The organism is Variovorax sp. 10L426 (genome assembly GCF_056395305.1).
In genome coordinates, this window is sequence record NZ_JBFTJF010000014.1 from 157,355 (window position 1) to 183,163 (window position 25,809).

At 65.6% G+C, this 25,809-nt stretch carries 27 protein-coding genes; 14 read left to right on the top strand and 13 right to left on the bottom strand.

Annotated features, from left to right (window positions below):
* The first annotated feature begins 21 nt into the window (after positions 1-21).
* The 6 genes from AC1DHL_RS20825 to AC1DHL_RS20850 all read left to right on the top strand — a co-directional run bounded on the left by AC1DHL_RS20825 (position 22) and on the right by AC1DHL_RS20850 (position 5,902).
* The gene (locus tag AC1DHL_RS20825) at positions 22-1,095 is read left to right on the top strand and encodes a branched-chain amino acid ABC transporter permease (protein WP_478163219.1); all 1,074 of its coding nucleotides are present in this window, start codon (positions 22-24) and stop codon (positions 1,093-1,095) included.
* Positions 1,079-1,948, top strand: a complete 870-nt coding sequence (locus AC1DHL_RS20830) for an intradiol ring-cleavage dioxygenase (protein WP_478097844.1) — start codon at positions 1,079-1,081, stop codon at positions 1,946-1,948. The genes AC1DHL_RS20825 and AC1DHL_RS20830 overlap by 17 nt, the downstream gene beginning before the upstream one ends.
* A gap of 120 nt (positions 1,949-2,068) precedes the next feature.
* Complete coding sequence (dctP, locus tag AC1DHL_RS20835; protein WP_478163220.1) at positions 2,069-3,088, top strand: TRAP transporter substrate-binding protein DctP; 1,020 nt, start codon at positions 2,069-2,071, stop codon at positions 3,086-3,088.
* Complete coding sequence (locus tag AC1DHL_RS20840) at positions 3,085-3,657, top strand: TRAP transporter small permease (protein ID WP_478097848.1); 573 nt, start codon at positions 3,085-3,087, stop codon at positions 3,655-3,657. The genes dctP and AC1DHL_RS20840 overlap by 4 nt, the downstream gene beginning before the upstream one ends.
* Entirely contained in the window at positions 3,657-5,018 is a 1,362-nt protein-coding gene (locus AC1DHL_RS20845) for a TRAP transporter large permease (RefSeq protein WP_478163221.1), read from the top strand. Before AC1DHL_RS20840 ends, AC1DHL_RS20845 begins: the two co-directional genes overlap by 1 nt.
* 71 nt (positions 5,019-5,089) lie before the next feature.
* Positions 5,090-5,902: a class I SAM-dependent methyltransferase gene (locus AC1DHL_RS20850; protein WP_478163222.1), complete on the top strand. Its 813-nt coding sequence runs from the start codon at positions 5,090-5,092 to the stop codon at positions 5,900-5,902.
* 3 nt (positions 5,903-5,905) lie between these two features.
* On the opposite strand, the gene AC1DHL_RS20855 is transcribed toward AC1DHL_RS20850, so the two are convergent.
* The 3 genes from AC1DHL_RS20855 to rbsK form a co-directional block, all read right to left on the bottom strand.
* Positions 5,906-6,196, bottom strand: coding sequence for a GYD domain-containing protein (locus tag AC1DHL_RS20855; RefSeq protein WP_478097853.1), 291 nt, complete (start codon positions 6,194-6,196; stop codon positions 5,906-5,908).
* Between the two features lie 101 nt (positions 6,197-6,297).
* The gene (locus AC1DHL_RS20860; RefSeq protein ID WP_478163223.1) at positions 6,298-6,435 is read right to left on the bottom strand and encodes a hypothetical protein; all 138 of its coding nucleotides are present in this window, start codon (positions 6,433-6,435) and stop codon (positions 6,298-6,300) included.
* A gap of 139 nt (positions 6,436-6,574) precedes the next feature.
* The gene (rbsK, locus tag AC1DHL_RS20865) at positions 6,575-7,513 is read right to left on the bottom strand and encodes a ribokinase (RefSeq protein WP_478163224.1); all 939 of its coding nucleotides are present in this window, start codon (positions 7,511-7,513) and stop codon (positions 6,575-6,577) included.
* 151 nt (positions 7,514-7,664) lie between these two features.
* Here rbsK and AC1DHL_RS20870 point away from each other — a divergent pair, with 151 nt between their 5' ends.
* Complete coding sequence (locus AC1DHL_RS20870; protein ID WP_478163225.1) at positions 7,665-8,678, top strand: Bug family tripartite tricarboxylate transporter substrate binding protein; 1,014 nt, start codon at positions 7,665-7,667, stop codon at positions 8,676-8,678.
* 8 nt (positions 8,679-8,686) lie between these two features.
* Here AC1DHL_RS20870 and AC1DHL_RS20875 read toward each other — a convergent pair whose 3' ends face one another.
* On the bottom strand, positions 8,687-9,472 hold the full coding sequence (locus AC1DHL_RS20875; protein WP_478097860.1) for an IclR family transcriptional regulator domain-containing protein: 786 nt from the start codon (positions 9,470-9,472) through the stop codon (positions 8,687-8,689).
* A 127-nt stretch (positions 9,473-9,599) separates the two neighbouring features.
* Between AC1DHL_RS20875 and AC1DHL_RS20880 the strand changes: the two genes are divergently transcribed.
* The 6 genes from AC1DHL_RS20880 to AC1DHL_RS20905 all read left to right on the top strand — a co-directional run bounded on the left by AC1DHL_RS20880 (position 9,600) and on the right by AC1DHL_RS20905 (position 14,160).
* On the top strand, positions 9,600-10,301 hold the full coding sequence (locus tag AC1DHL_RS20880; RefSeq protein WP_478097862.1) for a 3-oxoacid CoA-transferase subunit A: 702 nt from the start codon (positions 9,600-9,602) through the stop codon (positions 10,299-10,301).
* Positions 10,302-10,386: 85 nt separating this feature from the next.
* Positions 10,387-11,040 carry a 3-oxoacid CoA-transferase subunit B gene (locus tag AC1DHL_RS20885; RefSeq protein ID WP_478097864.1) on the top strand — a complete coding sequence of 218 codons (654 nt, stop codon included), beginning with the start codon at positions 10,387-10,389 and terminating at the stop codon, positions 11,038-11,040.
* A 30-nt stretch (positions 11,041-11,070) separates the two neighbouring features.
* Positions 11,071-12,276 (top strand): 3-oxoadipyl-CoA thiolase, encoded by a 1,206-nt coding sequence (gene pcaF, locus AC1DHL_RS20890; RefSeq protein WP_478163226.1) that lies wholly within the window; start codon positions 11,071-11,073, stop codon positions 12,274-12,276.
* Between the two features lie 137 nt (positions 12,277-12,413).
* The gene (locus AC1DHL_RS20895; protein WP_478097867.1) at positions 12,414-13,418 is read left to right on the top strand and encodes a Bug family tripartite tricarboxylate transporter substrate binding protein; all 1,005 of its coding nucleotides are present in this window, start codon (positions 12,414-12,416) and stop codon (positions 13,416-13,418) included.
* 111 nt (positions 13,419-13,529) lie between these two features.
* Complete coding sequence (locus AC1DHL_RS20900; RefSeq protein WP_478097869.1) at positions 13,530-13,751, top strand: hypothetical protein; 222 nt, start codon at positions 13,530-13,532, stop codon at positions 13,749-13,751.
* A 31-nt stretch (positions 13,752-13,782) separates the two neighbouring features.
* On the top strand, positions 13,783-14,160 hold the full coding sequence (locus AC1DHL_RS20905) for a hypothetical protein (protein ID WP_478097871.1): 378 nt from the start codon (positions 13,783-13,785) through the stop codon (positions 14,158-14,160).
* Positions 14,161-14,179: 19 nt separating this feature from the next.
* Here the strand turns inward: AC1DHL_RS20905 and AC1DHL_RS20910 are convergent, their stop codons facing one another.
* The 9 genes from AC1DHL_RS20910 to AC1DHL_RS20950 all read right to left on the bottom strand — a co-directional run bounded on the left by AC1DHL_RS20910 (position 14,180) and on the right by AC1DHL_RS20950 (position 24,826).
* Positions 14,180-14,587, bottom strand: coding sequence for a MarR family winged helix-turn-helix transcriptional regulator (locus tag AC1DHL_RS20910; RefSeq protein ID WP_478097873.1), 408 nt, complete (start codon positions 14,585-14,587; stop codon positions 14,180-14,182).
* Positions 14,588-14,702: 115 nt separating this feature from the next.
* Positions 14,703-16,427, bottom strand: coding sequence for an acyl-CoA dehydrogenase family protein (locus tag AC1DHL_RS20915; protein WP_478163227.1), 1,725 nt, complete (start codon positions 16,425-16,427; stop codon positions 14,703-14,705).
* A gap of 18 nt (positions 16,428-16,445) precedes the next feature.
* Positions 16,446-17,174 (bottom strand): ABC transporter ATP-binding protein, encoded by a 729-nt coding sequence (locus AC1DHL_RS20920; RefSeq protein WP_478097877.1) that lies wholly within the window; start codon positions 17,172-17,174, stop codon positions 16,446-16,448.
* A gap of 1 nt (position 17,175) precedes the next feature.
* Positions 17,176-18,987, bottom strand: coding sequence for a branched-chain amino acid ABC transporter ATP-binding protein/permease (locus tag AC1DHL_RS20925; RefSeq protein ID WP_478163228.1), 1,812 nt, complete (start codon positions 18,985-18,987; stop codon positions 17,176-17,178).
* A gap of 1 nt (position 18,988) precedes the next feature.
* Positions 18,989-20,029, bottom strand: a complete 1,041-nt coding sequence (locus AC1DHL_RS20930; RefSeq protein ID WP_478097881.1) for a branched-chain amino acid ABC transporter permease — start codon at positions 20,027-20,029, stop codon at positions 18,989-18,991.
* A 30-nt stretch (positions 20,030-20,059) separates the two neighbouring features.
* Entirely contained in the window at positions 20,060-21,202 is a 1,143-nt protein-coding gene (locus AC1DHL_RS20935) for an ABC transporter substrate-binding protein (RefSeq protein ID WP_478097883.1), read from the bottom strand.
* Between the two features lie 133 nt (positions 21,203-21,335).
* Positions 21,336-22,100, bottom strand: a complete 765-nt coding sequence (locus AC1DHL_RS20940; RefSeq protein ID WP_478163229.1) for an SDR family NAD(P)-dependent oxidoreductase — start codon at positions 22,098-22,100, stop codon at positions 21,336-21,338.
* 24 nt (positions 22,101-22,124) lie between these two features.
* Entirely contained in the window at positions 22,125-24,035 is a 1,911-nt protein-coding gene (locus AC1DHL_RS20945) for a feruloyl-CoA synthase (RefSeq protein WP_478163230.1), read from the bottom strand.
* A gap of 17 nt (positions 24,036-24,052) precedes the next feature.
* Positions 24,053-24,826, bottom strand: coding sequence for a crotonase/enoyl-CoA hydratase family protein (locus AC1DHL_RS20950; protein WP_478097888.1), 774 nt, complete (start codon positions 24,824-24,826; stop codon positions 24,053-24,055).
* Between the two features lie 115 nt (positions 24,827-24,941).
* On the opposite strand from AC1DHL_RS20950, the gene AC1DHL_RS20955 reads away from it, so the two are divergent.
* Positions 24,942-25,808, top strand: coding sequence for an amidohydrolase family protein (locus tag AC1DHL_RS20955; protein ID WP_478097890.1), 867 nt, complete (start codon positions 24,942-24,944; stop codon positions 25,806-25,808).
* Position 25,809: the final 1 nt, after the last annotated feature.

The window sequence follows — 25,809 nt, forward strand, 5'->3', positions numbered from 1 at the left end:
CCGGACACCATGGAACCGGTCATGACCAACATGAATTTCGATGTGGTGCGCAGTACGGCGGCGAGTCGCTCTGCGCTGTGGATAGCGGTCGCGCTGGTGGTGCTGGCGGCGAGCCTGCCGCTGTGGGGCGAGTCGAGCTGGATGCGCGAGTTCGTCGAGATCGCCTGCTACTTCATCTTCGCAATGATGTGGAACCTGCTCGCAGGCTACGGCGGCATGGTGAGCATCGGGCAGCAGGCCTTCTTCGGCTTCGGCGGCTACGTGATGCTGATGCTCGGCAATTTCGTGGGGCTCAATCCCTTCATCGCGATCCCGCTGGGTGCGATCGCAGCAGGGTTGATCGCGGTGCCGGTGTCCTTCGTCGCGTTCCGGCTGTCGGGCGGCTACTTCGCCATCGGCACCTGGGTCATTGCCGAAGTCTTCCGGCTCAGCTTCGCGAATGTGTCGGCGGTGGGCGGCGGGTCGGGCACCACGTTGACAGCCTTGCGCGGCATCGAGAAGGCGACGCGCGAGAGTGTGACGTACTGGATGGCGCTGGCCTGCGTGGTCGCGGCGATCGCACTGGTCTACCTGTTCCTGCGCAGCAAGCGCGGCCTGGCGTTGCTGGCGATCCGCGACAACGAAGTCGCGGCGGAATCGCAGGGCATTCCGGTCGCGCGCATGAAGCTCGCGGTGTATGTGGTCGCGGCCTTCGGCGCCGGGCTGGCGGGTGCGCTCTATTTCGTCGGCAACCTGCGGATCAGCCCGGACGCCGCATTCAGCGTGAACTGGACCGCGTTCGCGATTTTCATGGTCGTGATCGGCGGCATCGGCCGCATCGAAGGGCCGCTGGTGGGTGCCGTCATCTTCTGGGCGCTCAACAAGTTCCTGAGCGACTATGGGACGTGGTACCTGCTCGGCCTCGGCCTTCTGGCGATCGTGGTCACCATCTTCTTCAAGCAGGGGCTGTGGGGCTTCGCGCAGCAGCGCTGGGGCTGGTCGCTGTTCCCGACGCAGCGGCGTCTCGTGACGCGCGATGCCGCGGCGCCGAAGCGCGTCGCTTCCCCGGCCCGTCCCTCTGACCTGGAGTTCCATCCCCATGCGAAACATCAATGAAAACACCATCACCGCCGCGGTGCTCGCGCGCATCGAGGACACCCCGGACCCGCGGCTGAAGGAGATCATGTCGGCGCTGGTGCGACACATGCACGACTTCGCGCGCGAGGTGCGGCTGACCGAGGCCGAGTGGGCGGCCGGTATCGAGTTCCTGACCGCGACGGGACAGAAGTGCAGCGACAAGCGGCAGGAATTCATCCTGCTGTCGGACACGCTCGGGCTTTCGATGCTCACGGTGGCGCTCAACCACGCGAAGAGTGCGCAGGCCACCGAGGCGACGGTGTTCGGCCCGTTCCACGTGCAGGGCGCCCCGCGTCTCGAATTGGGTGGCGATATCTCCGGCGGCGCCAAGGGCGAGCCGTTGTTCGTGAACGCCACGGTGCGCGGGCGCGACGGCGAGCCCGTCCCCCATGCCGAGGTGGACGTGTGGGAGGCCGATGCCGAAGGCTTCTACGACGTGCAGCGAGCCGGCCTGGACCGCCCGCAGGGCCGGGCCGTGTTCCGGACCGACGACAAGGGCCGGCTGTGGTTCCGCGGGGTGATGCCCGTGGCGTACCCGATCCCGACCGACGGTCCGGTGGGCGACATGCTGCGTGCCACCAAGCGGCATCCGTGGCGCCCCGCCCATGTCCACTTCATGATCAAGGCGCCGGGCTACGAAACGCTCATCACGCACGTGTTCAGGGATGGCGACACCTACCTCGACAGTGACGCGGTCTTCGGCGTGCGCAATTCGCTCATCGGCGATTTCGTGTCGCATCCCGCCGGCACCGCGCCGGACGGCAGCGCGCAGGAAACACCCTTCCATACGCTGAATTTCGACTTCGTGCTGGAGCCGACGTCGGGGCATTGAGGGGCTCCCGGCTGTCGCCCACGCGGCGGTGTCATGGATAACACCAAGGGCGTCGCTGCGGCATCGCCAATAAGGTGTGTGTCTGGCGCCGCACAAGGAAGGCAGCCTGGAGACACCCTTATGAATTTCAATCGACGCGACGTCCTGTCCACTGCGGCAGCGGCGTCCCTACTGGCGATTTCGGGCCGTGCTGGTGCACAGTCGGGCGCCCTCAAGATCTCGCACCAGTTCCCCGGCGGCACGCTGACCGAAGGTGACTTTCGCGATCGGCTGTGCCGCAGGTTCGCTGCCGACATCGAGAAGCGCAGCAACGGCGCGCTCAAGGCGGAGGTCTATCCAGGCTCTTCGCTGATGAAGACCAATTCGCAGTTCTCGGCGCTGCGCAAGGGGGCGCTGGACATCTCCCTGGTTCCGTTGTCGTATGCCGGCGGTGAGGTTCCCGAGACCAACATCGGCCTGATGCCGGCGCTGGTGCCGAGCTACGAAGTCGGCGCTGCCTGGAAGACCGGCGAAGTCGGAAAGCTGCTGTCGAAGATGCTCGACGACAAGGGCGTCATCGTGCTGAGCTGGATCTGGCAAGCCGGCGGCGTCGTGAGCCGCGCCCGCCCGCTGGTCGCACCCGAGGATGCCAAGGGCCAGAAGGTGCGTGGCGGCAGCCGCGAGATGGACATGATGCTCAAGGCGGCGGGCGCCTCGGTCATCACGCTGCCATCCAACGAGATCTACGCCGCCATGCAGACAGGCGCCATGGACGCGGCCATGACCTCGTCGACCAGCTTCATCTCTTTCAAGCTCGAGGAGATCGCCAAGAACATGACGAGCGGGCGCAACCGGGCGTACTGGTTCATGTTCGAGCCGCTCATGATGTCCAAGGAAGTGTTCGCCAAACTGCCGAAGGCGCAGCAGGACATGATCATGGCCGCGGGCGCCGAACAGGAGAAGTTCGCCACCGAATCCGCGCGCGCCGACGACAAGATCGCTGCCGAGGTCTATGCCAAGGCCGGCGCCAAGGTCTTCGACATCGACGATGCCACGATGAAGAAGTGGCAGGTCATCGCACGCGACACCGCATGGAAGGACTTCGGCGAACGCAACGAGTCTTGCAAGGCGTTGCTGACGGCCGCGCAGAAGCTTCTGTGAGCGGCGCGCTCCAGCCCGCGTCGCCCGGGCTTGGCATTCCTCTCGATCCGGCGACGCCGCGCGTGCTGCTGCCGCTGGCGCGCGCGTTGCAGGCGGTCAATCGCGTTGCGATGGCCATCGGCATGGTCGCGCTGCTGACCGCATCGGTGGTGCTGACCTACAGCGTGGTGTCGCGCTACTTCATGAAGGCGTCGACCGACTGGCAGGACGAAGCGGCAGTGTTCTGCCTGGTCGGAATGACCTTCACTTGCGGCGCGTTCGTGCAATCGATTCGCGGGCACATCGGCATCGAAGCCATTGGTTCGCAGTTGTCGGCCGCCGCGAACCGCGTGCGCATGGTGGTGATCGATCTGGTCAGCTTTGCCTTTTGCGGCTTCTTCGCCTGGAAATCGTGGACATTGCTGCATGAGGCCTGGGTCGACGGCATGACGTCGTCGTCGTCGTGGGCGCCGCCGCTGTGGATTCCCTACGGACTGATGTCGCTCGGCATGAGCCTGCTCACGCTGCAACTGCTGGTGCAGGTGTGCGCGAGCATCAATCGGCTGGCGAATCGGGCGGAGCCGCACTGATGTCGATGCTGGCACTGGGGCTTCTGTTCGGCGTGGCGACGCTGTTGCTGATGTTCTCGGGCACGCCGATCGCGTTCGCATTGGGCGCGGTTGCCGTGCTGTTCATGGCCTTCTTCATGCCCGGTTCGTCGCTCGACACGGTGACGCAGAACGTCTACGAGGAAATGTCGAGCATCACGCTGCTGTCCATCCCGCTCTTCATTCTCAAGGGGGCGGCCATCGGACGATCACGGGCCGGGCAGGATCTCTACGCGGCCATGCACGTCTGGATGCACAAGGTGCCGGGCGGCCTGGGCATTGCCAACGTGTTCGCCTGCGCGCTGTTCGCCGCCATGGCCGGGTCGAGTCCGGCGACCTGTTCGGCGATCGGCAGTGCCGGGATTCCCGAGATGCGCAAGCGCGGCTACTCGCCGGGCTTTGCGGCGGGCATCATCGCGGCCGGCGGCACGCTGGGGATCCTGCTGCCGCCGTCGATCACGATGATCCTCTACGCGGTTGCGGCCGAGCAGTCGCTGGGACGCCTGTTCCTGGCGGGCATCGGGCCGGGCGTGCTGCTGGTGGTTCTCTTCGCCGGCTACGCGATGCTGAACTACCGCAAGGAATTCCGCCGCGCGAAGCGCGCATTCGAGCGCGACGGCAGTGCGTCGGCACTGCTCGACGACGAGCACTTCAGCCTGCGCCAGAAGTTCGAGATGCTGCCGCGGGTCGTGCCTTTCGTGGTGCTGCTCATCGGCGTGATGGTGGCCCTCTACGGCGGCTTCGCCACGCCTTCGGAGACTGCCGGGCTGGGGGGCATGCTGGCGCTGGTGCTCATTGCGGTGATCTACGGCGTGTGGCGCATCCGGGATCTCGCGCCGATCCTCGCGGCGACCATCAAGGAGTCGACCATGCTGATGTTCATCATCGGCATGTCGCTGCTCTTCTCCTACGTGATGAGCTACCTGCACATCAGCCAGTCGATGGCGAGCTGGATCGTCGAACTGCAGTTGTCGAAGTGGTTGTTGCTGGCCGCCATCCTGGTGTTGGTGATCGTGCTGGGCTTCTTCCTGCCGCCCGTGAGCATCATCCTGATGACGGCGCCGATCTTCCTGCCGCCTTTGAAGGCGGCCGGCTTCGACCTCATCTGGTTCGGCATCCTGATGACCATCGTGATGGAGGCGGGGCTGATTCATCCCCCGGTGGGGCTCAACATCTTCGTGATCAAGAACATCGCGCCGGACATTGCGCTCTCGGAGATCATCTGGGGCGTGCTGCCCTTCGTGCTGCTGATGTTCGTGGCGGTCGTGCTGATCTGCATCGTTCCCGGCATCGCGACCGCACTGCCGGATCTGGTGATGGGGCCGGTGACGGGCAAGTCGTGACGGTGGTCATTCCGGGTCCTGCCTCACCTGCCTCACAATGGCGCCAGGGATTCAAAGGAGGACCCGAAGCCATGGAAACTGCGAACGTGCAACCCGCTCAGCACCAGACTCTTCATGACGGACAAGAGAGGGCGGCCGGCTTGCCAGGCGAGGTCCTCGCACCGCACGTGCCCTTGCCCGAGTACTACGGTGACGAGGTCGAGCATCAGCAGTTCCTTCGCCGGATCTTCGACGACACGGCGCCCGACTACGACCGGATCGAGCGCGTGCTGGCGCTCGGCTCGGGGCCTTGGTATCGGCGCTCGGCGCTCCAGCGGGCCGGTCTTTCGACGGGTGCGGAGGTGCTCGATGTCGGCATCGGCACGGGGCTGGTCGCCCGCGAGGCACTCGCGCTGATCGGCCCGCAAGGCCGGTTGGTAGGCGTGGACCCGAGCCCCGGGATGATGGGCGAAGTGAAGTTGCCTGGCGTCGAGCTTGTGCGCGGACGGGCCGAAGCGTTGCCGCGCTCCGATGCGAGCAGCGACTTCATCAGCATGGGTTACGCGCTGCGCCACATCGCCGACGTGAACGCGGCGTTCTCGGAGTTCTTTCGCGTACTGCGGCCGGGCGGCCGGCTGGTGGTGCTCGAAATCACCAAGCCCGCCGGACGAGTCGGGACTGCCGTTCTCAAGGCCTACATGCGCAGCGTCGTGCCGGTGATCGCCAAGGTCGTGGCGCACAAACACGACACGGCGGAACTCTGGCGCTACTACTGGGACACGATCGAAGCCTGCATCGTGCCGGAATCCGTGCTGGCTGCACTGCGCGCCGCCGGATTCGAGGATGTGAAGCGCCACGCCGAACTCGGCATCTTCTCCGAGTACACGGCGGTGAAGCCGGCCTGAATATCAGGGCATCAAGGCGAGGAATTTCTTGAACTCGTCCGCGGAATAGGCATGCAGTGTTTGCGACCGCACATTGCCGAGCGTACCGACGCTGAGCAGCGCGGCCATTGCCGCTTCGTCGCTGCCTTCGGTCACGATCACCAGGTCGAAGGTGCCTGAGGTCCAGTACATGCTCTTGACGCTCAGGCCGACCTTGGAGGCCAGTCCCTTGAAAGCCTCGGCGCGGGCCGGCGACTCTTTCACGTTGCGGATGCCCTGGTCGGTGAAGTTGACGAGCGAAATGAAAGTGGCCATGGTGACGTCCTCGTTGTGGTGGAGGCGTGGTCGCCGCGGCCGCGACACAAGCCGATGGAGGGGACGACTGCTCGCCGCGGTCCCCCGCAGGAAATGTGGAGCTAGCTGGTTGCTGCGGCAGCCATCACGCGCGCCACGAGCGCGGGATTGCGCAGATCGCTGCGCGGGAAGTCGTCAATCCGCCCATGCTTGCGCCGATTACCACACGCGGTGTGCGTCAATTTCCGAGACATGTTCATGGCGCCTCCTCGGTTCGAGTCCGAGCCGTGCCGCGCCAGAGCCAGCAGCCTGGACGGCAGGGCCGGTCGAGGAGTCTAGTCCTGCGATTCCGCGTGCGCCAGATTCCTTCTGCCCAATCTTGAGGTTGACGTGCGCGAATCAGGAGGGCGTCACATCCTTGGGGCGGGCCACCGGCGGCAGCGAAGAGAGTTCGTGCCGATGCGGAATGGATGCCTGTGCGCCTGGCCGCGTCACGCACACGGCTGCAGCCCGAATGCCCAAGGCGATGCCGGTGTCGATGGATTCGCCTCTTGCGAGTGTCGCGCAAAGCGCACCAATGAACGTGTCACCAGCCGCAGTGGTGTCGACGGCGTTCACCTTGAGCGCCTCGAAGTGGCGGCAGCCCGCAGCGTCGCAGACAACGACGCCATCGGCGCCCATCGTGAGAATCACATGTGCCGGACCTCGCTGTCGCAGCGCTTCGGCTGCCCGCGAGGCGCTTCCGGGATCGTTCACAGCCATGCCACTCAACATGCCCGCCTCGGTCTCGTTCAGCACGAGCATGCTCACCTGTCGGAGCAGCGAATCGGGAAGTTGCCGAGCGGGCGCAGGATTCAGCACCACGGTGATGCCGGCCGCATGCGCAAGGGCTGCGGCATCGGACACTGCCTCCAGTGGCACTTCGAGTTGAAGCAACAGCAGCTTCGCCGTCGCGAAGTCCAGCCCCAGGCGCTGCGTGTCTTCGGCGCCTACGAAAGCGTTGGCACCGGCGATCAGCGCGATGCGGTTCTGCGCGCCGTCGTCGACCATGATGAGCGCCACGCCGGTCGACGTCGCGGCGGTCGCGACGTGCGCGACGTCGACGCCATCGCCAGATAGCGAGGCCTTCAATGCCGTGCCGAAGTCATCGTCGCCCACTCGGCCGATCATCGCGACCTGGGCACCTTGGCGCGCACAGGCCACGGCCTGGTTGGCGCCCTTGCCGCCGGGATTGGTCATGAACGAGTGTGCGTGCAGGGTCTCGCCCGCGTCCGGTACGCGCGGCACGCGAACGACCAGGTCCATGTTGAGGCTGCCGAAGACCGCAATGTCGGGCATGGATGCGCCTTGCTTCGATGAAAGATGAAAAGCCCTGATTCTCCAGGCTCTCCGGGCGACGTCGATCGGAACGAAGCCTTTGGGCTGACTTGCACGGTGATTGGGTGTCGCGTAACGTTGTGTAACTCGACCGCTTCAATCCATCGCTTCCATGATTACCAAACGCCGCCTCCTGCAATCCATCGCCGCCACGTTCTGCGCGTCCGGCGCGTGGGCCCAGGAGGCATCGCGTACGCGGATCGCGCCTGTTTCAACGGGATCGTCGGTCTGGCCCTCCAAGCCCATCCGCATCCTGGTCGGATTCCCCGCAGGTGCATCGCCGGATCTTGCAGCGCGTGCCGTGGCGGAGCCGCTTTCCAGGCTGCTGGGCCAGCCCGTCCTTGTGGAGAACCGGCCAGGCTCAAGCGGCAATCTCGCGGCCGACCAGGTCGCGAAGGCGCGGGACGACCACACCATCGGTGCGTTGATCAATGGCAACCTCACGATTGCAAAGCTCCTCAATCCCAAAACGCCTTTCGATCCAGAGAAGGACTTCGCGCCCGTGAGCTTGATCGGCACTGCGCCATTGGTGCTCGCCGTGTCGGGCAGCGCCACGGGCACCCATGCGGAGGAGTTGCTCCTTTGGGCGCGCAATCTGAGCAGCGCGGGCAAATACGGGACGCCGGGCGTCGGGACCGTCGGGCATCTGGGGATGGAGTTGTTGAAGAGCCGCACCAGCATCACCGCACAGCACGTACCTTTCACCGGCAATCCGCAGGTCATCAACGCCATGCTCGCCGGGCAGATCCAACTCGCGCTGCTGCCGCCAGGCTTGGCCAAGCCGCACGTGATGTCGGGCAAGCTGAAAGCTGTGGGAGTAACTTCGCCCGATCGGAGCCCGTTGTTCGCCGAATTGCCCACCTTGCGTGAAGCCAATGTCAGGGGCGCCGATCTGGAGATCTGGACCGCGCTCGCCGCACCGGCGAGCCTGCCGCAGAGCGCAGTGGCCAAGCTCAACGCTGCGCTGGGAGAAGTCGTTCGGTCAGCAGAGGTGCAGGCGCGCCTGCTCGCTGCGGGATGGCAGGCGCAGGCAGGTACGCCGCAAGCGCTGGGCTACCGCATGCGCAATGACACCTCGCAGCTCGGCGGCGTCATTCTGATGCGGGGCATTCGGTCAGACGCCTGACCGGGGCTTCAGAGAAGGCGGGAAATCTCCGCCGCCGAGGCCAGCAGCGCGGGCAGCATGGTTTCCTGCATCACCTTGGCACTCGTGCGGTTGGCCTGGCCGCTGATGTTGAGCGCTGCGACGGCGCGGCCCGCACGATCGACGATCGGCGCGGCGATCGAGATCAATCCTTCCTCCAGTTCCTGATTGACCAGGCACCATCTCTGCCGCCGCGCCTGCACCACCTTGGCGAAGAGGGCGTCGATGTCGGTCAGCGTATGTTTGGTGAAGGCTTCGCGCGTCGACGCGGCGAGCCGGTCGCGGATGTCCTCGTCATCGAGATCGGCGAGCAACAGTCGGCCCATCGAGGTGCAGTAGGCCGGGAGGCGCGAGCCCACGCCGAGGCTGATGCGCATGATCTTGTGCGTGGGGACGCGCAGCACATAGACGATATCGGTGGCGTCGAGCACAGCCGCCGAACATGATTCCTGCACCTGCTGCACCAATGCTTCCATCACCGGCTCGGCGCGGTTCCAGATCGGCATCGACGAGAGGTAGGCGAATCCCAGGTCGAGGATGCGCGGCGTGAGGCTGAAGAGCTTGCCGTCGCTGTGGACATAGCCAAGCGTCTGCAATGTGAGCAGGATGCGGCGCGCACCCGCTCGGGTGAGGCCGCTCGAGGCCGCGACCTCGCTGAGCGTCTGTCGCGCCGCGGTGGCGCTGAACGAGCGAATCACCTGGAGCCCGCGTGCGAAGGACTGCACGTAGCTGTCGCCGGGCGCGGGTGCAACGGGGTGTTTCCGGTGGGTTGCCATGGGGTGCGATGTTCTTTAGAATTCATTATACGAACAACTGTTCGCGTATCGAACAAATTGGCGAATATATTGCAGCCACCGCGTTCGACCTTCCACTCGGTTTCTTCCCTTCCCGGAGACAGAATTCATGATCAACAAGATCGCGCGTTCGATCGCTGATGCCATGGCAGGCATCCAGGACGGCGCCACGGTGCTGATCGGCGGCTTCGGCACCGCCGGCATTCCCAACGAACTCATCGACGGCCTGATCGAACAGGGCGCCAAGGACCTCACAGTCGTCAACAACAACGCTGGCAATGCCGAGGCGGGCCTCGCGGCGCTGCTCAAGGCGGGTCGCGTGCGCAAGATCATCTGCAGCTTTCCGCGTCAGGCCGACAGCTACGTGTTCGACGAGCTCTATCGTTCGGGCAAGCTCGAACTGGAACTCGTGCCCCAAGGCAACCTGGCCGAGCGCATCCGCGCCGCAGGCGCCGGTGTCGGCGCGTTCTTCTGCCCGACCGGCTTCGGTACGGAATTGGCGGGTGATCGCGAGACGCGCGAAATCGACGGCAAGCAGTACGTGCTCGAATACCCGATCCGCGGCGACGTCGCACTGATCAAGGCCGAAAAGGGCGACCGTTGGGGCAACCTCGTGTACCGCAAGGCCGCGCGCAACTTCGGCCCGGTGATGGCCATGGCGGCGGACCGCACCATCGCCACCGTGCACGAGATCGCCGAACTCGGCGAGATGGACCCCGAGACCATCGTCACGCCCGGCATCTTCGTCAACAGGATCGTCAAGATCGACCGCGTCGCCACGCAGGCCGGCGGCTTCAAGAAGGCAGCATGAACATGTACCCCCACACTCATCACTTCGTGTATTCGTTGCCCCCCGAGGGGGCGCATGCCTCCCTTGAGGCGGCTCGGCGGGAGGCATGACCATGAGCAGCAACTACCAACGCCGCACCAAGGACCAGCTCGCAGCGCGCGTCGCGCAGGACATCTTCGACGGCGCCGTCGTCAATCTCGGCATCGGCCAGCCCACGCTCGTCGCCAATCACCTGCCCGCCGGCCGCGAAGTCATCCTGCACAGCGAGAACGGCATCCTCGGCATGGGCCCCGCGCCCGCCGAAGGCCAGGAAGACTATGACCTCATCAATGCCGGCAAGCAGCCGGTCACCCTGCTGGCGGGTGGCGCGTACTTCCACCATGCCGACAGCTTCGCGATGATGCGCGGCGGCCATCTCGACATCTGCGTGCTGGGCGCGTTCCAGGTCTCCGCCACCGGCGATCTCGCAAACTGGAGCACCGGCGAGCAAGGCGCGATTCCCGCTGTCGGCGGCGCGATGGACCTTGCCATCGGTGCAAAGCAGACTTGGGTGATGATGGATTTGCTCACCAAGAAGGGCGAGAGCAAGATCGTCGACAAGTGCACCTATCCGCTGACCGGCATCGGTTGCGTGAAGCGGGTGTATTCCGACCTCGCCACCCTCGAATGCACGCCTTCGGGGCTGAAGCTGATCGACAAGGTCGACGGCCTCGAACATGCCGAACTCGAAAAATTGGTCGGCCTGCCGATCGCCATCTGATCAACTGAAATCGACGAAGAGACACACACCATGACCAACGAAGCCTTCATCTGCGACGCTGTCCGTACCCCCTTCGGCCGCTACGGCGGTTCGCTCTCCAGCGTGCGCGCCGATGACCTCGGCGCGGTGCCGCTCAGGGCGCTCATGGAGCGCAACAAGAACGTCGACTGGCAGGCCGTCGCCGACGTGCTCTACGGCTGCGCCAACCAGGCCGGCGAGGACAACCGCAACGTCGCGCGCATGTCGGCGCTGCTCGCGGGCCTGCCGCTCGAAGTCGGCGGCGGCACGATCAACCGCCTGTGCGGTTCGGGCCTGGATGCGCTCGGCAGCGCAGCGCGTGCCATCAAGGCCGGCGAGGCCGGCCTGATGATCGCCGGCGGCGTCGAAAGCATGAGCCGCGCGCCCTTCGTGATGCCCAAGGCCGAGAGCGCCTTCAGCCGCGCGAACGCGGTCTATGACACCACCATCGGCTGGCGTTTCGTCAACAAGCTCATGAAGGCGCAATACGGCGTGGATTCGATGCCCGAGACGGCCGAGAACGTCGCAACCGACTACAAGATCGAGCGCGAGGCGCAGGACCGCATGGCGCTCGCTTCGCAGCAGCGCGCCGTTGCGGCGCAGAAGTCGGGCTTCTTCGATGCCGAGATCGTGCCCGTCACGGTCGCGCAGAAGAAGGGGGATCCGATCATCGTCGCGAAGGATGAGCATCCGCGCGACACCAGCCTGGAGGCGCTGGCCAAGCTCAAGGGCGTGGTGCGTCCTGACGGCACCGTGACCGCCGGCAATGCCAGCGGCGTGAACGACGGCGCCGCCGCGCTGTTGCTCGCCGACGAGGCGAGCGCTGCCAAGTACGGCCTCACGCCGCGCGCCCGCGTGGTGGGCATGGCAACCGCCGGTGTGCCGCCTCGCATCATGGGCATCGGTCCGGCGCCCGCGACCGAGAAGGTGCTCAAGCTGACCGGCCTGAAGCTCGACCAGATCGACGTGATCGAACTCAATGAAGCCTTTGCCGCACAGGGCCTCGCGGTGCTGCGTCTCCTGGGCCTGAAGGACGACGACGCGCGCGTGAACATCAATGGCGGCGCGATCGCGTTGGGCCACCCGCTGGGTGCGAGTGGTGCGCGGCTCGCCACCACCGCCATCAACCAGCTGCACAAGGGCGGCGGCCGCTATGCGCTGTGCACGATGTGCATCGGCGTGGGGCAGGGCATCGCGGTCATCCTCGAGCGGGTTTGATCATCTGAGCCCATCCGTTGGCCTGGGCCGACCGCATTGCGGGTGCCCGGGCTTCGCTGTGCCTGCATGCCGGCCGCGCGAGCCACTTCCTTCTTCACCACTCGTTCATCATCGGGCCCCTTGCCCAAGGAAAATTCATGACTTTCAGATTGCTATCGTCGCGTCGTCAATTCGGTCTAGCCACCTTCGCGCTGGCGGCCAATGCCTTGCTGCCGGTCCCGGCCGGCGCACAGCAATCCCGGACCAAGCCGATCCGCATCGTCGTGCCGTTCACCCCCGGTGGCGGCAATGACGTGTTCGCGCGCCAGATGGCCAAGAGCCTCGGCGAGCTTCGCAATCAGGGCGTCGTGGTCGAGAACAAGCCCGGTGCGGGCGGCAATCTCGGCACCGAATACGTGGTGAGAAGCGCGCCGGACGGCACGACCTTGCTGCTGGGGCATTCGGGCACGGTGTCTATCAACCCCGCGCTCTACAGCCATCTCAAGTTCGACACTCAGAAGGACCTCGCGCCGGTGGCAATGTTCGCGTCTTCGGCCTTGCTGCTGGTCGTCCCGGCAAGCTCGCCGGTGAAGACGGTGGCTGATCTCGTGGCCGCCGCGAAGGCGGGGCCCGGATCGATCAACTACGCGTCCAGCGGGAGCGGCACCGGCGGTCATCTCACCGGTGAGATGCTCGGGCAGAAGAGTGGCGTGAAGATCAACCACATCCCCTACAAGGGCACGGCGCCTGCGTTGACCGATCTGGTGGGCGGGCAGGTACAGATGATGTTCAGCGTCATCCCGCCTGCATTGGCGCTGGTCAAGAGCGGGCGCCTGCGGGCTGTGGCTGTCACTGGAAGCAAGCGGCTGCCGTCGTTGCCGGATGTGCCGACTGTGGCCGAATCCGGCGTGCCGGGCCTCGCGAAGTTCGAGAGCACCTTGACCTACGGCATCCTCGCGCCGCGCGGTACGCCCGAAGCGTTCGTCAAGGAGCTATCGGGCCAGATGCTCAAGGTCGCGGCGACGGAAGAGTTCCAGTCGAGGCTCGGCGTCGAAGGCGCGGTGCCTCTCCTGGGCGGGAGCGCCGAGTACGCGGCGCTGATCCGCAAGGAAAGCGCCCAGTGGGCCGAGATCGTCAAGGTTTCCGGGGCCTCCGTGGAGTAAGCACGCGGACCGGTGCGGCCTGCCGCCGCTCCGCTGTGGCCGGGCGCCCTGGTTGATGTAAGGCAAACCTCTACGATTGCCGCCTGGCTCGGGCGTGTGCAGAATTTCGGAATGTCCGTACCGTCGACATCGCCCGCAGCCCTCCAGGACGCAGAGCTTCAAAACCTCGCGTCGGAGTGGCGTCTTCGCGCAATGCAAGGCGACCAACTCGCCCATCGCATGGCCCAGGCGCTCGAGGCGGAGCAGCGTCGCCGTATTCGCGACACCGGCCTGCAGACCCTGCCGCCCGCGGCTTCGCGGCGTAGCTCGACGCCTTGGTGGAAATTCTGGTGAAAAACTTCCGGAACGGATTTCACGCTGAAGAATGATCACCATCGATTTCGGTATCGGTCTCGCGCTGCTCAGCCTCTTTGGCGCGACGTTTCTGTCCAACGTCCTCGCCCGCAGGCGCGACAAGGTTCAAGAACTCGATCCGCTCACGCGTGAGGCGCGCGAGCTTCTGTTAGTGGAGCGCACGGCGCCTGTTCCGCAAAGCCCCACGCTGACGCCCGCGCATTGGGCGCGTCTCGAATCGCTGCAACCCGACTGGCGGCGGCAGACTTTCCATACTGCTCGCACGCGCTACGTCGAGGCGCGCTCTGCGTTTTCCCACCATGAGTTCAACGGCGAACTCTACTATCCGAATCCTTCATTGATCGCCGATGCCGCCTACGACCTGCTGCGGCTGACGGAACGCTTCTAGTCCCACGCGGGGCCGGAGCCTAGTGGTACATCTTCTGGAGCAGCCGGATCAGCGTTTCGCGCTCGCGAGACGTCAGGCGCGCGCTGGCATCCGCTTCGAGTTGCATCACGGTCTGCTCTGCCTCGCGGATCAATTCCTCGCCGGCCGGCGTGAGATAGAGGCCAATGGCTCGGCCATCATGCGGATGCGGCCGGCGCTCGATCAGGCCGCGGCTGTCCATCGTCGCGATCAAGCTCACCAGATTGGGCGGCAGGATGTCGAGCGTGGAGCAAAGCTGGCGCGAGGTGGCGCCGGGGTTGTGCGCGATGAGTGACAGGACGGAGAAGTCGACCTGCTTCAGTCCATACGCTGCCATGCGCTCCGCAAATACCTGGCTCACGACGTGCCACGCACGGCGCGCGTTATAGCCGACGAGGGTCTCTAGCATGCGGGTATCCAGTCGATCGGACCGCTGAGCGTGGACATGGGTGTCGGAGGTGGATTTCTTTCGGGAAACTGCCATGGCGCAAGCGTAACTGTCTTCTGGCTTCGAAGGGCGTTTCTCAGGCGACAACCCGCGTGGTGACCGCTTCGCAGGCGCGCTTGACGATGCCCAGGCGCATCTCGAATTCCGGCAACACCCAGCGGCGGAAGGCGGCGCTCGGGTTGGACCAGCGGGCGTCGTCCGGCGAGGCACGTTCGATGCGAGCCCATGCCCATGCAAGAAGCGCAAGCATCACAACGCGCAGATAGTCATCGGCCACCTCGTAAGGCAAGGTCGCATCGACCTGTGACGCCATGGCGATGGTGGTGGTGAGGTAGCGCAGTTGCGCCAGTCGTCGCTGCACATCGGCATCGATCTCGCGGGAGGCTTCCAGTTCGTCACGCAATTCGACCAGCAGGCCGGACATCCCGGCGCCGCCATCGGCGAGTACCTTGCGCACGAGCAGGTCGATGGCCTGGATCTCGTTGGTGCCTTCGTAGATCATGGTCACGCGCGAATCGCGCACGATTTGCTCGATACCCCATTCGCGCACGTATCCGTGGCCGCCGAACACCTGCAGGCATTCGCTGGCACCCTGGAAGGCCTGCTGCGTGCAGGCGGCCTTCAGGACGGGCGTGATGAGCGCACACCAGCGCTGTGCGCGTTCGCGCGCCTTGGGGTCTTCGTCGTGGCGCGCGACATCGAGCAGCACGGCGGTGCGATAGGCGATCGCGCGGGCGCCGTCGATCCAGGCGCGCTGGGTGTCGAGGATGCGGTGAATGGCCGGATGCTCCGCCACGAGGTCGGCCGACTCGCTGCCGCGGCTTTCAGGCGCGGGGCCGGGGGCGCGCATCTGCCGACGCTCGTGCGCATAGGCGTCCGCCTTCTGCCAGGCCGCGTCGAGCAGCCCGATGCCTTGCAGCGCGACGTGCAGGCGCGCCGCGTTCATCATCACGAATATCGCGGCGAGGCCGCGGTTCGGTTCTCCAATGAGCCAGCCGGTTGCACCATCGAAGCGCATGACGCAGGTCGAGCTGCCGTGCAGGCCCATCTTTTCCTCGATGCGCTCGCAGTGCACGGCGTTGCGCGATCCGTTAGGCAGCACCTTGGGCGCGAGCACCAGCGACAGGCCCTTGGGCCCGGCCGGCGCGTCGGGCAGACGGCACAGCACCAGGTGAATGATGTTCTCGGTGAGATCGTGCTCGCCACCGGAAATGAAGATCTTGCCGCCCGAGACATGGAAGCTGCCGTCGGGCGCCGCGATTGCGCGCGTGCGCACCTGCCCCAGATCGCTGCCTGCGTGGGCCTCGGTCAGGCACATCGTGGCCAGCCACTCGCCCGTCGCGATCTTCGAGAGATAGCGTTGCTTCAACTCGTCGCTGCCGTGGTGCTTGAGGCATTCGTAGGCGCCGTGCAACAGTCCAGGGGCCATCGTCAGGCCATGGTTCGCCGCGCTCAGCCACTCGAAGAGCACGGCTTCGAGCACGGCGGGCAAGCCTTGGCCGCCATCTTCCGTGGCGGCCGAGAGTGCCGGCCATCCGCCGTCGACGAAGGCTTGGTAGGCTTCGCGGAACCCAGGCGGCGTGACGACCTGGCCGTCGACCATCCTGCAGCCGATTTCGTCGCCGTCGCGGTTGAGCGGCGCGATGACTTCGGCGACGAACTTGCCGGCTTCTTCGAGCACCTGCGTGTATAGCGCGTCGTCCACTTCAGCGAAAGGTGGCAGCGCGCGCAGCCGGGAGGCGGCGCCGAGCACCGCGTTCAACACGAAGCTCACGTCGTCGGGGCGTGGCTGATAGTTCATGGCAATCCGCCGCTTTCGTCAGGCGCGCTTGGCGCCAAGATAGGTGTCGATCACCCGCGAATCGCCCGCGAGCTGGCGCGCCTCGCCCTCGACACTCACGCTGCCCATCTCGAGCACGTAGCCGTGATCCGCCACTTCGAGCGCCGCGCGCGCGTTCTGCTCGACCAGCAGGATCGTCACGCCGGTCTGGCGCAGCGCGGTCACGGTGCGGAAGATCTCCTGCACCACGAGCGGCGCCAACCCCAGGCTGGGTTCGTCGAGCATCAACAGCGAAGGCCGCGACATCAGCGCCCGGCCCACGGCGAGCATCTGCCGTTCGCCGCCCGAAAGCGTGCCTGCGAGTTGCGCGCGGCGCTCCTTGAGGCGCGGGAAGATGGTGTAGACCTCGTCGATGCGATCACGCCACTGACGGTTGCCCAGACGCACCTGACGAAAGCCGCCGAGCACGAGGTTGTCTTCCACGGGCATCGTGCCGAAGAGCTCGCGCTTCTCCGGCACCAGTGCGACGCCGAGCATCACGCGTTCTTCGAGCGACAGGCCATCGATGGCCTGTCCTCGGAATTCGATCGTTCCTTTGGAGGGCAGCACGCCCATGAGCGCATTGAGCAAGGTGGATTTGCCGGCGCCGTTCGGGCCGATCACGGTCACCACACTGCCTTGGCCCGCCTGGAGATCGATGCCGTGCAGCACCTCGGCGCGGCCATAGCCGGCGCGCAGGTTCCTGATACTCAAAAGAGGTGTCGTCATGTCAGTGCTCGGTTCCCAGATAGGCGGCGCGCACTTTCGGGCTCTGCTGCACTTCGGCTGGCGTGCCTTCCATCAGGTGGGTGCCGAACTCCATCACGACGATGTGGTCGCAGATGTCCATCACGAGGTCCATGTCGTGCTCGACCAAGAGGATGCTCATGCCTTCGCTACGCAAGGTGCGCAGCACATCGGCCAGCGCCTGCTTCTCCTTGTGGCGCAAGCCGGCGGCGGGTTCGTCGAGCAACAGGAGTGCAGGATCGGCACAGAGAGCGCGCGCGATTTCAAGCAGACGCTGCTGCCCCATCGCGAGGTTGCCGGCGAGCTCCTGCAGGTATTCGCCCATGCCGACGCGCTGCAGTTGCCGTTCGGCTTCGCGGAACAGCTGGCGTTCTTCGCCACGGTCCGTGTGCAGCATCGCCGCGATCGCGCCCTTGTGGCCGCGCAGATGCCCGCCGAGCGCGACGTTCTCGAGCACGGTCATGTCGGGCACCATCTTCACGTGCTGGAAGGTGCGCGAGACACCGCGCTCGGCGATCGCGCGCGAGGGGAGTCCGCCGATGGCCTCGCCGCGAAATTTCACCGCGCCGCTCGTCAGGCTCAACACACCCGTCACCAGATTGAAGGTGGTTGACTTGCCGGCGCCGTTGGGCCCGATCAGTCCGACGATCTGGCCCGCGCGGGTCTGGAAGCTGATGTCGTTCACCGCCACCAGGCCGCCGAAGGTCTTGCGGATCGATTGAACGTCGAGCACCACTTCGCCGGCGGCGGGCTTTGCGCGTGCCGGCAGATCCGCGGCACCACCCCAGTCGACTGCGCGCTGTGGACGCGGCAGGCGCCGGTCGACAAAGTCCCAGAGCCCATTGGGCAGGTACTTGAGCACCAGCACGATCATGATGCCGAACACGATCAGCTCGTAGCTGCCGCTGGTGCCGATGAGCTTGGGCAGCAGCACCTGCAACTGGTCTTCGAGCAGCTTGACGACGCCCGCGCCGGTCATGGCGCCCCAGACGTGCGCCGCGCCGCCGAGCACCACCATGAACAGGTATTCGATGCCCATCTTGATGCCGAAGGGCGACGGGTTGACCGTGCGCTGGAAGTGCGCGAAGAGCCAGCCGGAAATCGACGCGAGCATGGCGGCCAGCACGAAGATGCCGACCTTGTGTCGCAGGGTGTTCACGCCCATCGCTTCCGCCATTTGCGAGCCGCCCGCCAGGGCGCGAATGGCGCGACCGCTGCGCGAATCGAGCAGCCGGATCACCGCGAACGTGGCGAGCAGCGCGAAGGTCCAGGTCACCGCATAGAACACACGCTGCTGGCCGACCTCGATGCCGAACAGGTTCAGGCCCTTGACGCCCAGGATGCCGTCGTACTTGCCGAGCGCATCGAGGTTGCCCATCAGGTAATAGAGCGACAGCGCCCACGCGATCGTCGCCAGCGGGAGGTAGTGGCCCGACATCCGCAGCGTGATGCCGCCGATGATCGCGGCGCTCACTCCCGTCAGCGCGAGCCCGATGAACAGCGTGAGCCACGGCGAGAGGCCGTAGTTCACGCTCAGATAGGCCGTGGTGTAGGCGCCGATGCCGACGAAGGCGGCTTGCCCGAAAGAGGTGAGGCCACCGACGCCGGTGAGCAGCACCAGGCCGAGCACAGGCAGCGTGTAGATGCCGATGTAGTTGAGCTGGATGATCCAGAAATTCGGCAGCGGCAGCAGCGGAAGCGCCGCAAGGATCACGACGAGTGCGAGCGGGCCCCAAGTGCGCAGGCCGCTCTTGCGAGGTGCTTCGGTCGCCAGTGGATTGAGCGTGGCTTGCATGTCAGTGGTCCTCATCCGAGTGGCCGCTGCGCAGCGAACGCCAGAGCAACACCGGCAGGATGATGGTGAACACGATCACTTCCTTGAACGAGCTGGCCCAGAAGGAGCCGAAGGATTCGATGACACCCACGCCCAGCGCTCCGATCAGCGCGCCCGGATAGCTCGCGAGCCCGCCGATCACGCCGGCCACGAAGCCCTTGAGCCCGATCAGGAAGCCGGAGTCGTAGAAGATCGTCGTCGTCGGCCCGATCAGCAATCCGGACAGCGCGCCGATCAATGCGGCCATGGCGAAAGTGAGCTGTCCCGCTGTTTGCGTCGAGATGCCCATCAGCCGCGCGCCAAGCCGGTTCACAGCGGTGGCCCGCAGCGCCTTGCCGTACAGCGTGCGCTCGAAGTACAGCCACAGCATCACGATCAGCGCAGCCGAGGCAATGAAGATGATCACGGCCTGGCCATTGACGTTGAGCGGCCCGATGGCGAAGCGCTCGTCCCAGAACGGTGGGTTGCGAAAGCCTTCGGCGCCGAAGAAGAGGAGTCCCAGGCCGGTCATCGCGAAATGCACGCCGACCGAGACGATGAGCAGCACCAGCGAGCTCGCGCCCGCAAGTGACTGGTAAGCCACGCGATAGACCAGCGGACCGTACGCCGTGACGATGCAGATCGTCAGCAGCGCCTGTAGTGCCAGCGGAAGCTGGCGAGGTGCGGCCCAAGCCGAAATGGCGCAGATGATGGCAGGTACCGCGAACGTGCGCGCAGCTGCAATCAGCGCCGGCGCGAGCCGTCCGCGGTGGCGCCAGGTGCTCGCCAACTCCATGAGCGCGGCGACGCCGGCAAGGATCAACAGCAGCCACACGGTGCCGGGCACCTTGCCTGTCTGGAAGATGGCCAGGGTGAGGGCGCCGTACGCGACGAACTCGCCCTGGGGGATGAAGATGACGCGCGTCACGGTGAACACGAGCACGATGCCCATGCCAAGAAGCGCATAGACCGCCCCGTTCGTGAGTCCGTCCAGCGTCAGGATGCTGGCGATTGAGAAATCCATGGGGGGCTTTGCGCTCGTGTTCGTCCGTGCTCAGGGCTGTGCGTCGACCTTGAACTGGCCGTTCACGACCTTGAGCATCACGCCGGTTTCGTTGGTGTAACCCCAGTGGTTGTCCGGCGTCCAGTTGAGCACGCCGTGCGCGAGCGTGGTACGGCCCATGGTCTCCATGGCATCGCGCAGCGCTGCGCGGAATTCGGGCGTGCCGGGCTTGCCCTTCTTGAGCGCGATCGGCACGGCCTTCTCGAGCACCGTGAGCGCGTCGGCGCCGTGGCCGGCGAACTGGTTGCGCGAGCCGGGGCCGTAGGCCTTCTCGTACTGGTCGACGAACGCGACCGCGGCCTTCTTCGACGGATGGTTGTCAGGCAACTGCTCGGCGACGGTGGCGGGGCCGGAGACGACGTAGGTGCCTTCAGCATCCTTGCCTGCAGTGCGCATCAGATCCTGCGTGGCGGCGGCGTGCGTCTGGTAGACCTTGCCCTTGTAGCCGCGCTCCATCACCGCCTTCTGAGGCATGCCCGCGCCGCTGCCTGAGGCGACGATCAGGATGGCGTCGGGGTTGGCCGACGTGAGCTTGAGCACCTGGGCGGTGACGCTGGTGTCTGCGCGGCCGAAGCGCTCGGCGGCGACGATCTTCATGCCGTTCTTCTCGGCCTCGGCCGTGAGCGCCTTGAGCCAGAGTTCGCCATAGGCGTCGGTATAGCCCAGGAAGCCGATCGTCTTGATCTTCTGTGCCTTCATGTGCTGCACGACGGCATAGGCCATGACGTCGTTCGACTGGGGCAGACGGAAGGTCCACTTGTCCTTGCCGGGCGGCAGCCCTGCGGGCGATGCGGCGAGCTGGACGGTGCCCGACTCCGCGGCCACGTCGGCCATCGGGATCGCCACCGGCGTGGCGGCCGAGCCGAGGATGACGTCGACCTTGTCTTCGGTCACCAGGCGCTGGGTGTCCTTGACGCCGGTGGTCGGATCGGTTGCATCGTCGAGCATGACGATCTTGAGGTTTTCGCCCGCGATGGTCTTCGGCCACAGCGCGATCTGGTTCTTCATCGGGATGCCAAGGCCGGAAGCCGGTCCGGTGAGCGGCAGCACGACGCCGACGGTGAGGTCAGCGTGCGCGACTCCGAAGAGGCCGAGTACCAGTGCGGCGGCGAGGGTTGCTTTCTTGAAATTCATGATGATTTGTCTCCAGGTAAGGTGATCAACGCGATTCGGGAAACACCGCGGAACCGACTTCGCCGGGCTGCTGGTGTTGCCCCCGGGCAGGGGGGTGGCGGCCACACGAAGTGGGCAAGCCTGGGGGCGAGCTTCATCTCGGCGCCATGCGCAGTGCGCCGTCGAGACGGATCACTTCACCGTTGAGGTGGCCGTTGGTCACGATATGACAGGCCAGTTCGGCGAATTCCGAAGGCTTGCCCAGGCGCGGCGGGAACGGGATCGACGCCGCCAGCGATTGCTGGATCGGCTCCGGCAGTTCCTTGAGCAGCGGCGTGGCGAACAGGCCCGGAGCGATCGTGCAGACACGGATGCCGTGCTGCGCGAGATCGCGCGCCATCGGCAGCGTCATGCCGACGAGGCCCCCTTTCGAGGCGCTGTAGGCTTGCTGCCCCACCTGGCCGTCGAAAGCCGCGACCGACGCGGTGAACATCATCACGCCGCGCTCGCCGCCTTCGAGCGGATCGAGCTTCGCGCAGCGCGCCGCATAGAGTCGGCTGATGTTGTAGGCGCCGACCAGGTTGACATTGACCACGCGCACGAAGTCTTCAAGCGGGGCGGGGTTGCCGTCCTTGCCGACGATGCGCTTGGCGCTGCCGATGCCGGCGACGTTCATGAGGATGCGGGCGGGGCCGTGCGCAGCCTCGGCCTTGTCGAGGGCGGCGGTGACGCTGTCGGCCTGCGTGATGTCGCAGACGCAGACGATGCCGCCGATCTCGGCCGCCACCTTTTCGGCCAGTGCGGCATTGACGTCGAGCACGGCCACCTTGGCGCCCAGCCGCGCGAGCTCGCGCGCGGTTGCCTCACCGAGGCCGGAAGCGCCACCAGTGACGAGTGCTGCTTGTCCTTGGATGTTCATGAAGGTTGTCTCCTTGGGTGCGATTTAGCGGGGTTTCAGCGTGAAGGGCAAGGTGTCGGCATGCAGGGCTTCCACCAACTCGGCGCGGTGCTTCAGCACGGCGCGCTGGTTGATGGAGCCTTTGTCGGTCACTTCGCCCTTGTCGATCGATGGCGGCTCGGAGACGATGTGCGCGCGCGCGACGCGGCTGGCACTGCCGGTGCTGGACGCCGCGAGCGTATCGAGCAATTGCTGGAACTGCGCTTGCACGGCCGCGCTCTCGACCACGTCCTTCATGGAAGCATCGGCAGCGAGGCCGGCGAGTTGGCGCACCGCCTGGGTCGCGAAGATCAGCGCGCCGACTTCCTTGAGGTTGATGCCGGTCAGCACGACGTCCTGCACGTAGGGGGCGCCGGCCGTGCTGATCCTGGCCCGCAGCGGTCCGACGCTCACGAAAGTGCCGGTGGCGAGCTTGAAGTCTTCGGCAATGCGGCCGTCGAAGCGCAGGCCGCGGTGGACATTGGCTTCGTCGATCCACCGGACGGCATCGCCCGTGCAGAGGAAGCCCTCTTCGTCGAAGGCTTCGCGCGTGGCTTCGGGTGCACGCCAGTAGCCTGGTGTGACGTTGGGGCCGCGATAGCGCACTTCCACCTTGCCGTCCACGTCGACCAGCTTGAGCGTCATGCCCGGCGTCGGCACGCCGACATCGCCTGCGCGCACATCGGGGCTGTTGATGAACATCGCGGACGGGCCCGATTCGGTCATGCCGAGGCCTGTCGCCATGACGATGCGTTCGCCGATCTCGGCTTCCTGGATCTCGTGCAGCAAATCCCAGATGGGTTGCGCGAGCGCCGCGCCCGAGTAGAAGAACATGCGCACGCGCGACAGCAGCGTCTTGCGAAGCTGCGCATCGGTCTTCATTGCGTGCGCGATGGCCTCGAAGCCGGTCGGAACGTTGAAATAGACGGTGGGCGCGATCTCGCGCAGGTTGCGCAGCGTTTCGCCCATCAGCGCGGGCGTGGGCTTGCCGTCGTCAATGTAGAGCGTGCCGCCGTGGTAGATCGTGATGCCGACGTTGTGGTTGCTGCCGAAGGTGTGGTTCCACGGCAGCCAGTCGATCAGCACCGGCGGCTCTTCGGCCAGCGAGGGCATCGATTGCGCAATCTGGACCTGGTTGGCGCACCACATGCGCTGCGTGTTGATGACCGCCTTGGGCATCTTGGTCGAGCCCGAGGTGAACAGGAACTTCGTGATCGTGTCGGGTCCCGTGGCTTCCATGGCCGCATCGACCGCATGGGTGGAGGGTGTGGCGAGGAGGCTGTCGAAGGTGGTGATCGCGCGACCGGCGAGTTCGGGCGACAGCGCTCCCGCGTCGTCCGCCCCGCCGTGGCCGTGCTGCAGCACGATTTCGACATCGGCAGGGGCGACTGCCGCGATCGCGCGGCCGAAGCGCGCGGCATCGCTTGCGAACACGAGACCTGGCGTGAGTGTGTCGAAGATGTGGCGCAGCTTGTCGTAGTCCTGGCTGACGATGGAGTAGGCGGGCGACACCGGGCAGTAGGGGATGCCGGCGTAGATGCATCCGAGCGACAACAGGGCGTGCTCCAGGCTGTTCTCGCTCAGGATCATGACGGGCCGCTCGGCGTTGAGGCCGCGGTTCAGCAGGGCCTGCCCGATGCGCCTCGCGTCCTGCAGCGCCTGCGCGTAGCTGAGGTGCTGCCACTCGCCGGTGCTGCCGTCGGGCAATTGCTTGCGCCTCGCCATGAAGCTGCGGTCGGGCGCCACGTGCGCCCAGTGCATCAGGCGGTCGGTGATGCGCTCTGCGTACTCCTTGAGCGGCTCGGTCGCTTCGAGGTAGCGCACACCCGCTGCGCCTTCGCGCACGCTGACACGACGCACGCCGAAGGTCACGGGACGGTAGCGCGGCGTGATCGCCGCTGAGCGAGGGGCTTGCATGGTGTCCTTGAGTTGTCTCAGTTCTTCTGCACCTTGCCGGCTTTGCCTTCGAGGAAGGCGCGTACCCGCTCCTTGGCCTCGGGCGCGCTCTGCGCGATGCCTGCCATCAGCGCTTCGGTGAAGAAGCCATGGTCTGCCGGTTGCTCCGCGATGCGCGGCAGGGCGTGCATGAGCGCGTAGTTGGTCAGCGGCGCATTCGAAGCCACGCGCTTGGCCAACTCGACGGCCTTGTCGAGGGCAGTGCCTTCCGGAACGAGGTACTGCGCGAAACCGGCGCGCTCGCCTTCTTCGGCGTTGTAGACGCGGCCGGTCATCATCATGTCGGTCATGCGGGCAGTGCCGATCAGCTTGGGAATGCGCACCGAGCCGCCGCCGCCGACGAAGATGCCGCGGGAGCCTTCGGGCAGCGCGTAGAAGGTCGTCGTATCGGCCACCCGGATGTGGCAGGCACTGGCGAGTTCCAGCCCGCCGCCGACCACCGCGCCGTGGAGTGCGGCGATCACGGGGACCGGGCCGTACTGCACCAGATCGAGCGCCGCATGCCAGGTGCGCGAGTGGAGCAGCCCCTGGCCGGCATCGCGCTCCTGGAGTTCCGACAGGTCGAGGCCGGCGCAGAAGTGCGGCCCTTCGCCGTCGATCACGGCCGCGCGCACGGTGGCCGGCAGGTTTTCGAAGGTGTTGCGCAGGGCGAGGATCAATGCGTCGGACAGCGCGTTGCGCTTGCTGCCGCGGGTGAGACGCACGATGGCAATGTTGTCCTGGAGTTCGAGCTGTATGTCGGTGTGGGTCATGATTGCATTCCGGAGTGCGATCGATTATGGTTATGAAAAATAATCAATTCAAGCCGCATGATGCCGTGCGGCATGAGGATTTACCCTAAGCCGCAAACCGCCTGGAGACACTGCCATGGACTATCAGAACCTGATCGCGATCGACACGCATACGCATGCCGAAGTGAGTTGCTGGAATCCCTTCGACAACTACGGCGAAGAATACGATCGCGCCGCCGACAAATATTTCAGGTCGAGCCGCCGGCCGACCATCCAGGAAAGCATCGATTACTACCGCGAGCGCAAGATCGGCCTCGTGATGTTCATGGTGGATGCCGAGTCGAACATGGGCCGGCGCCGCATCCCGAACGAGGAAATCGCAGAGGCGGCCCAGAAGAATTCCGACATCATGATCGCCTTTGCCAGCATCGACCCCCACAAAGGCAAGATGGGCGCACGCGAGGCGCGACGGCTGATCGAGGAGCACGGCGTCAAGGGCTTCAAGTTCCATCCGACGGTGCAGGGTTTCCACCCCTACGACAAGATGGCTTGGCCCATCTACGAGGTGATCAACGAATACGCGCTGCCGGCGGTCTTCCACACTGGTCACAGCGGCATCGGGTCCGGCATGCGGTGTGGCGGCGGCCTCAGGCTCGAATACAGCAATCCGATGCACCTGGACGACGTCGCCATCGACTTCCCCGACATGCAGATCGTGATGGCGCACCCGAGCTTCCCGTGGCAGGACGAGGCGCTGAGTGTCGCGACGCACAAGCCCAACGTCTGGATCGACCTGTCGGGTTGGAGCCCGAAGTACTTTCCGAAGCAGCTCGTGCAATACGCCAACACACTGCTCAAGGACCGCGTGCTGTTTGCGAGCGACTATCCGCTGATCACGCCGGATCGCTGGCTGAAGGATTTCGAGGATGCAGGCTTCAAGCCCGAGGTGGTGCCCGGCATCCTCAAGGACAACGCCGTCCGCCTGCTGAAGCTGGCCAAGTAAG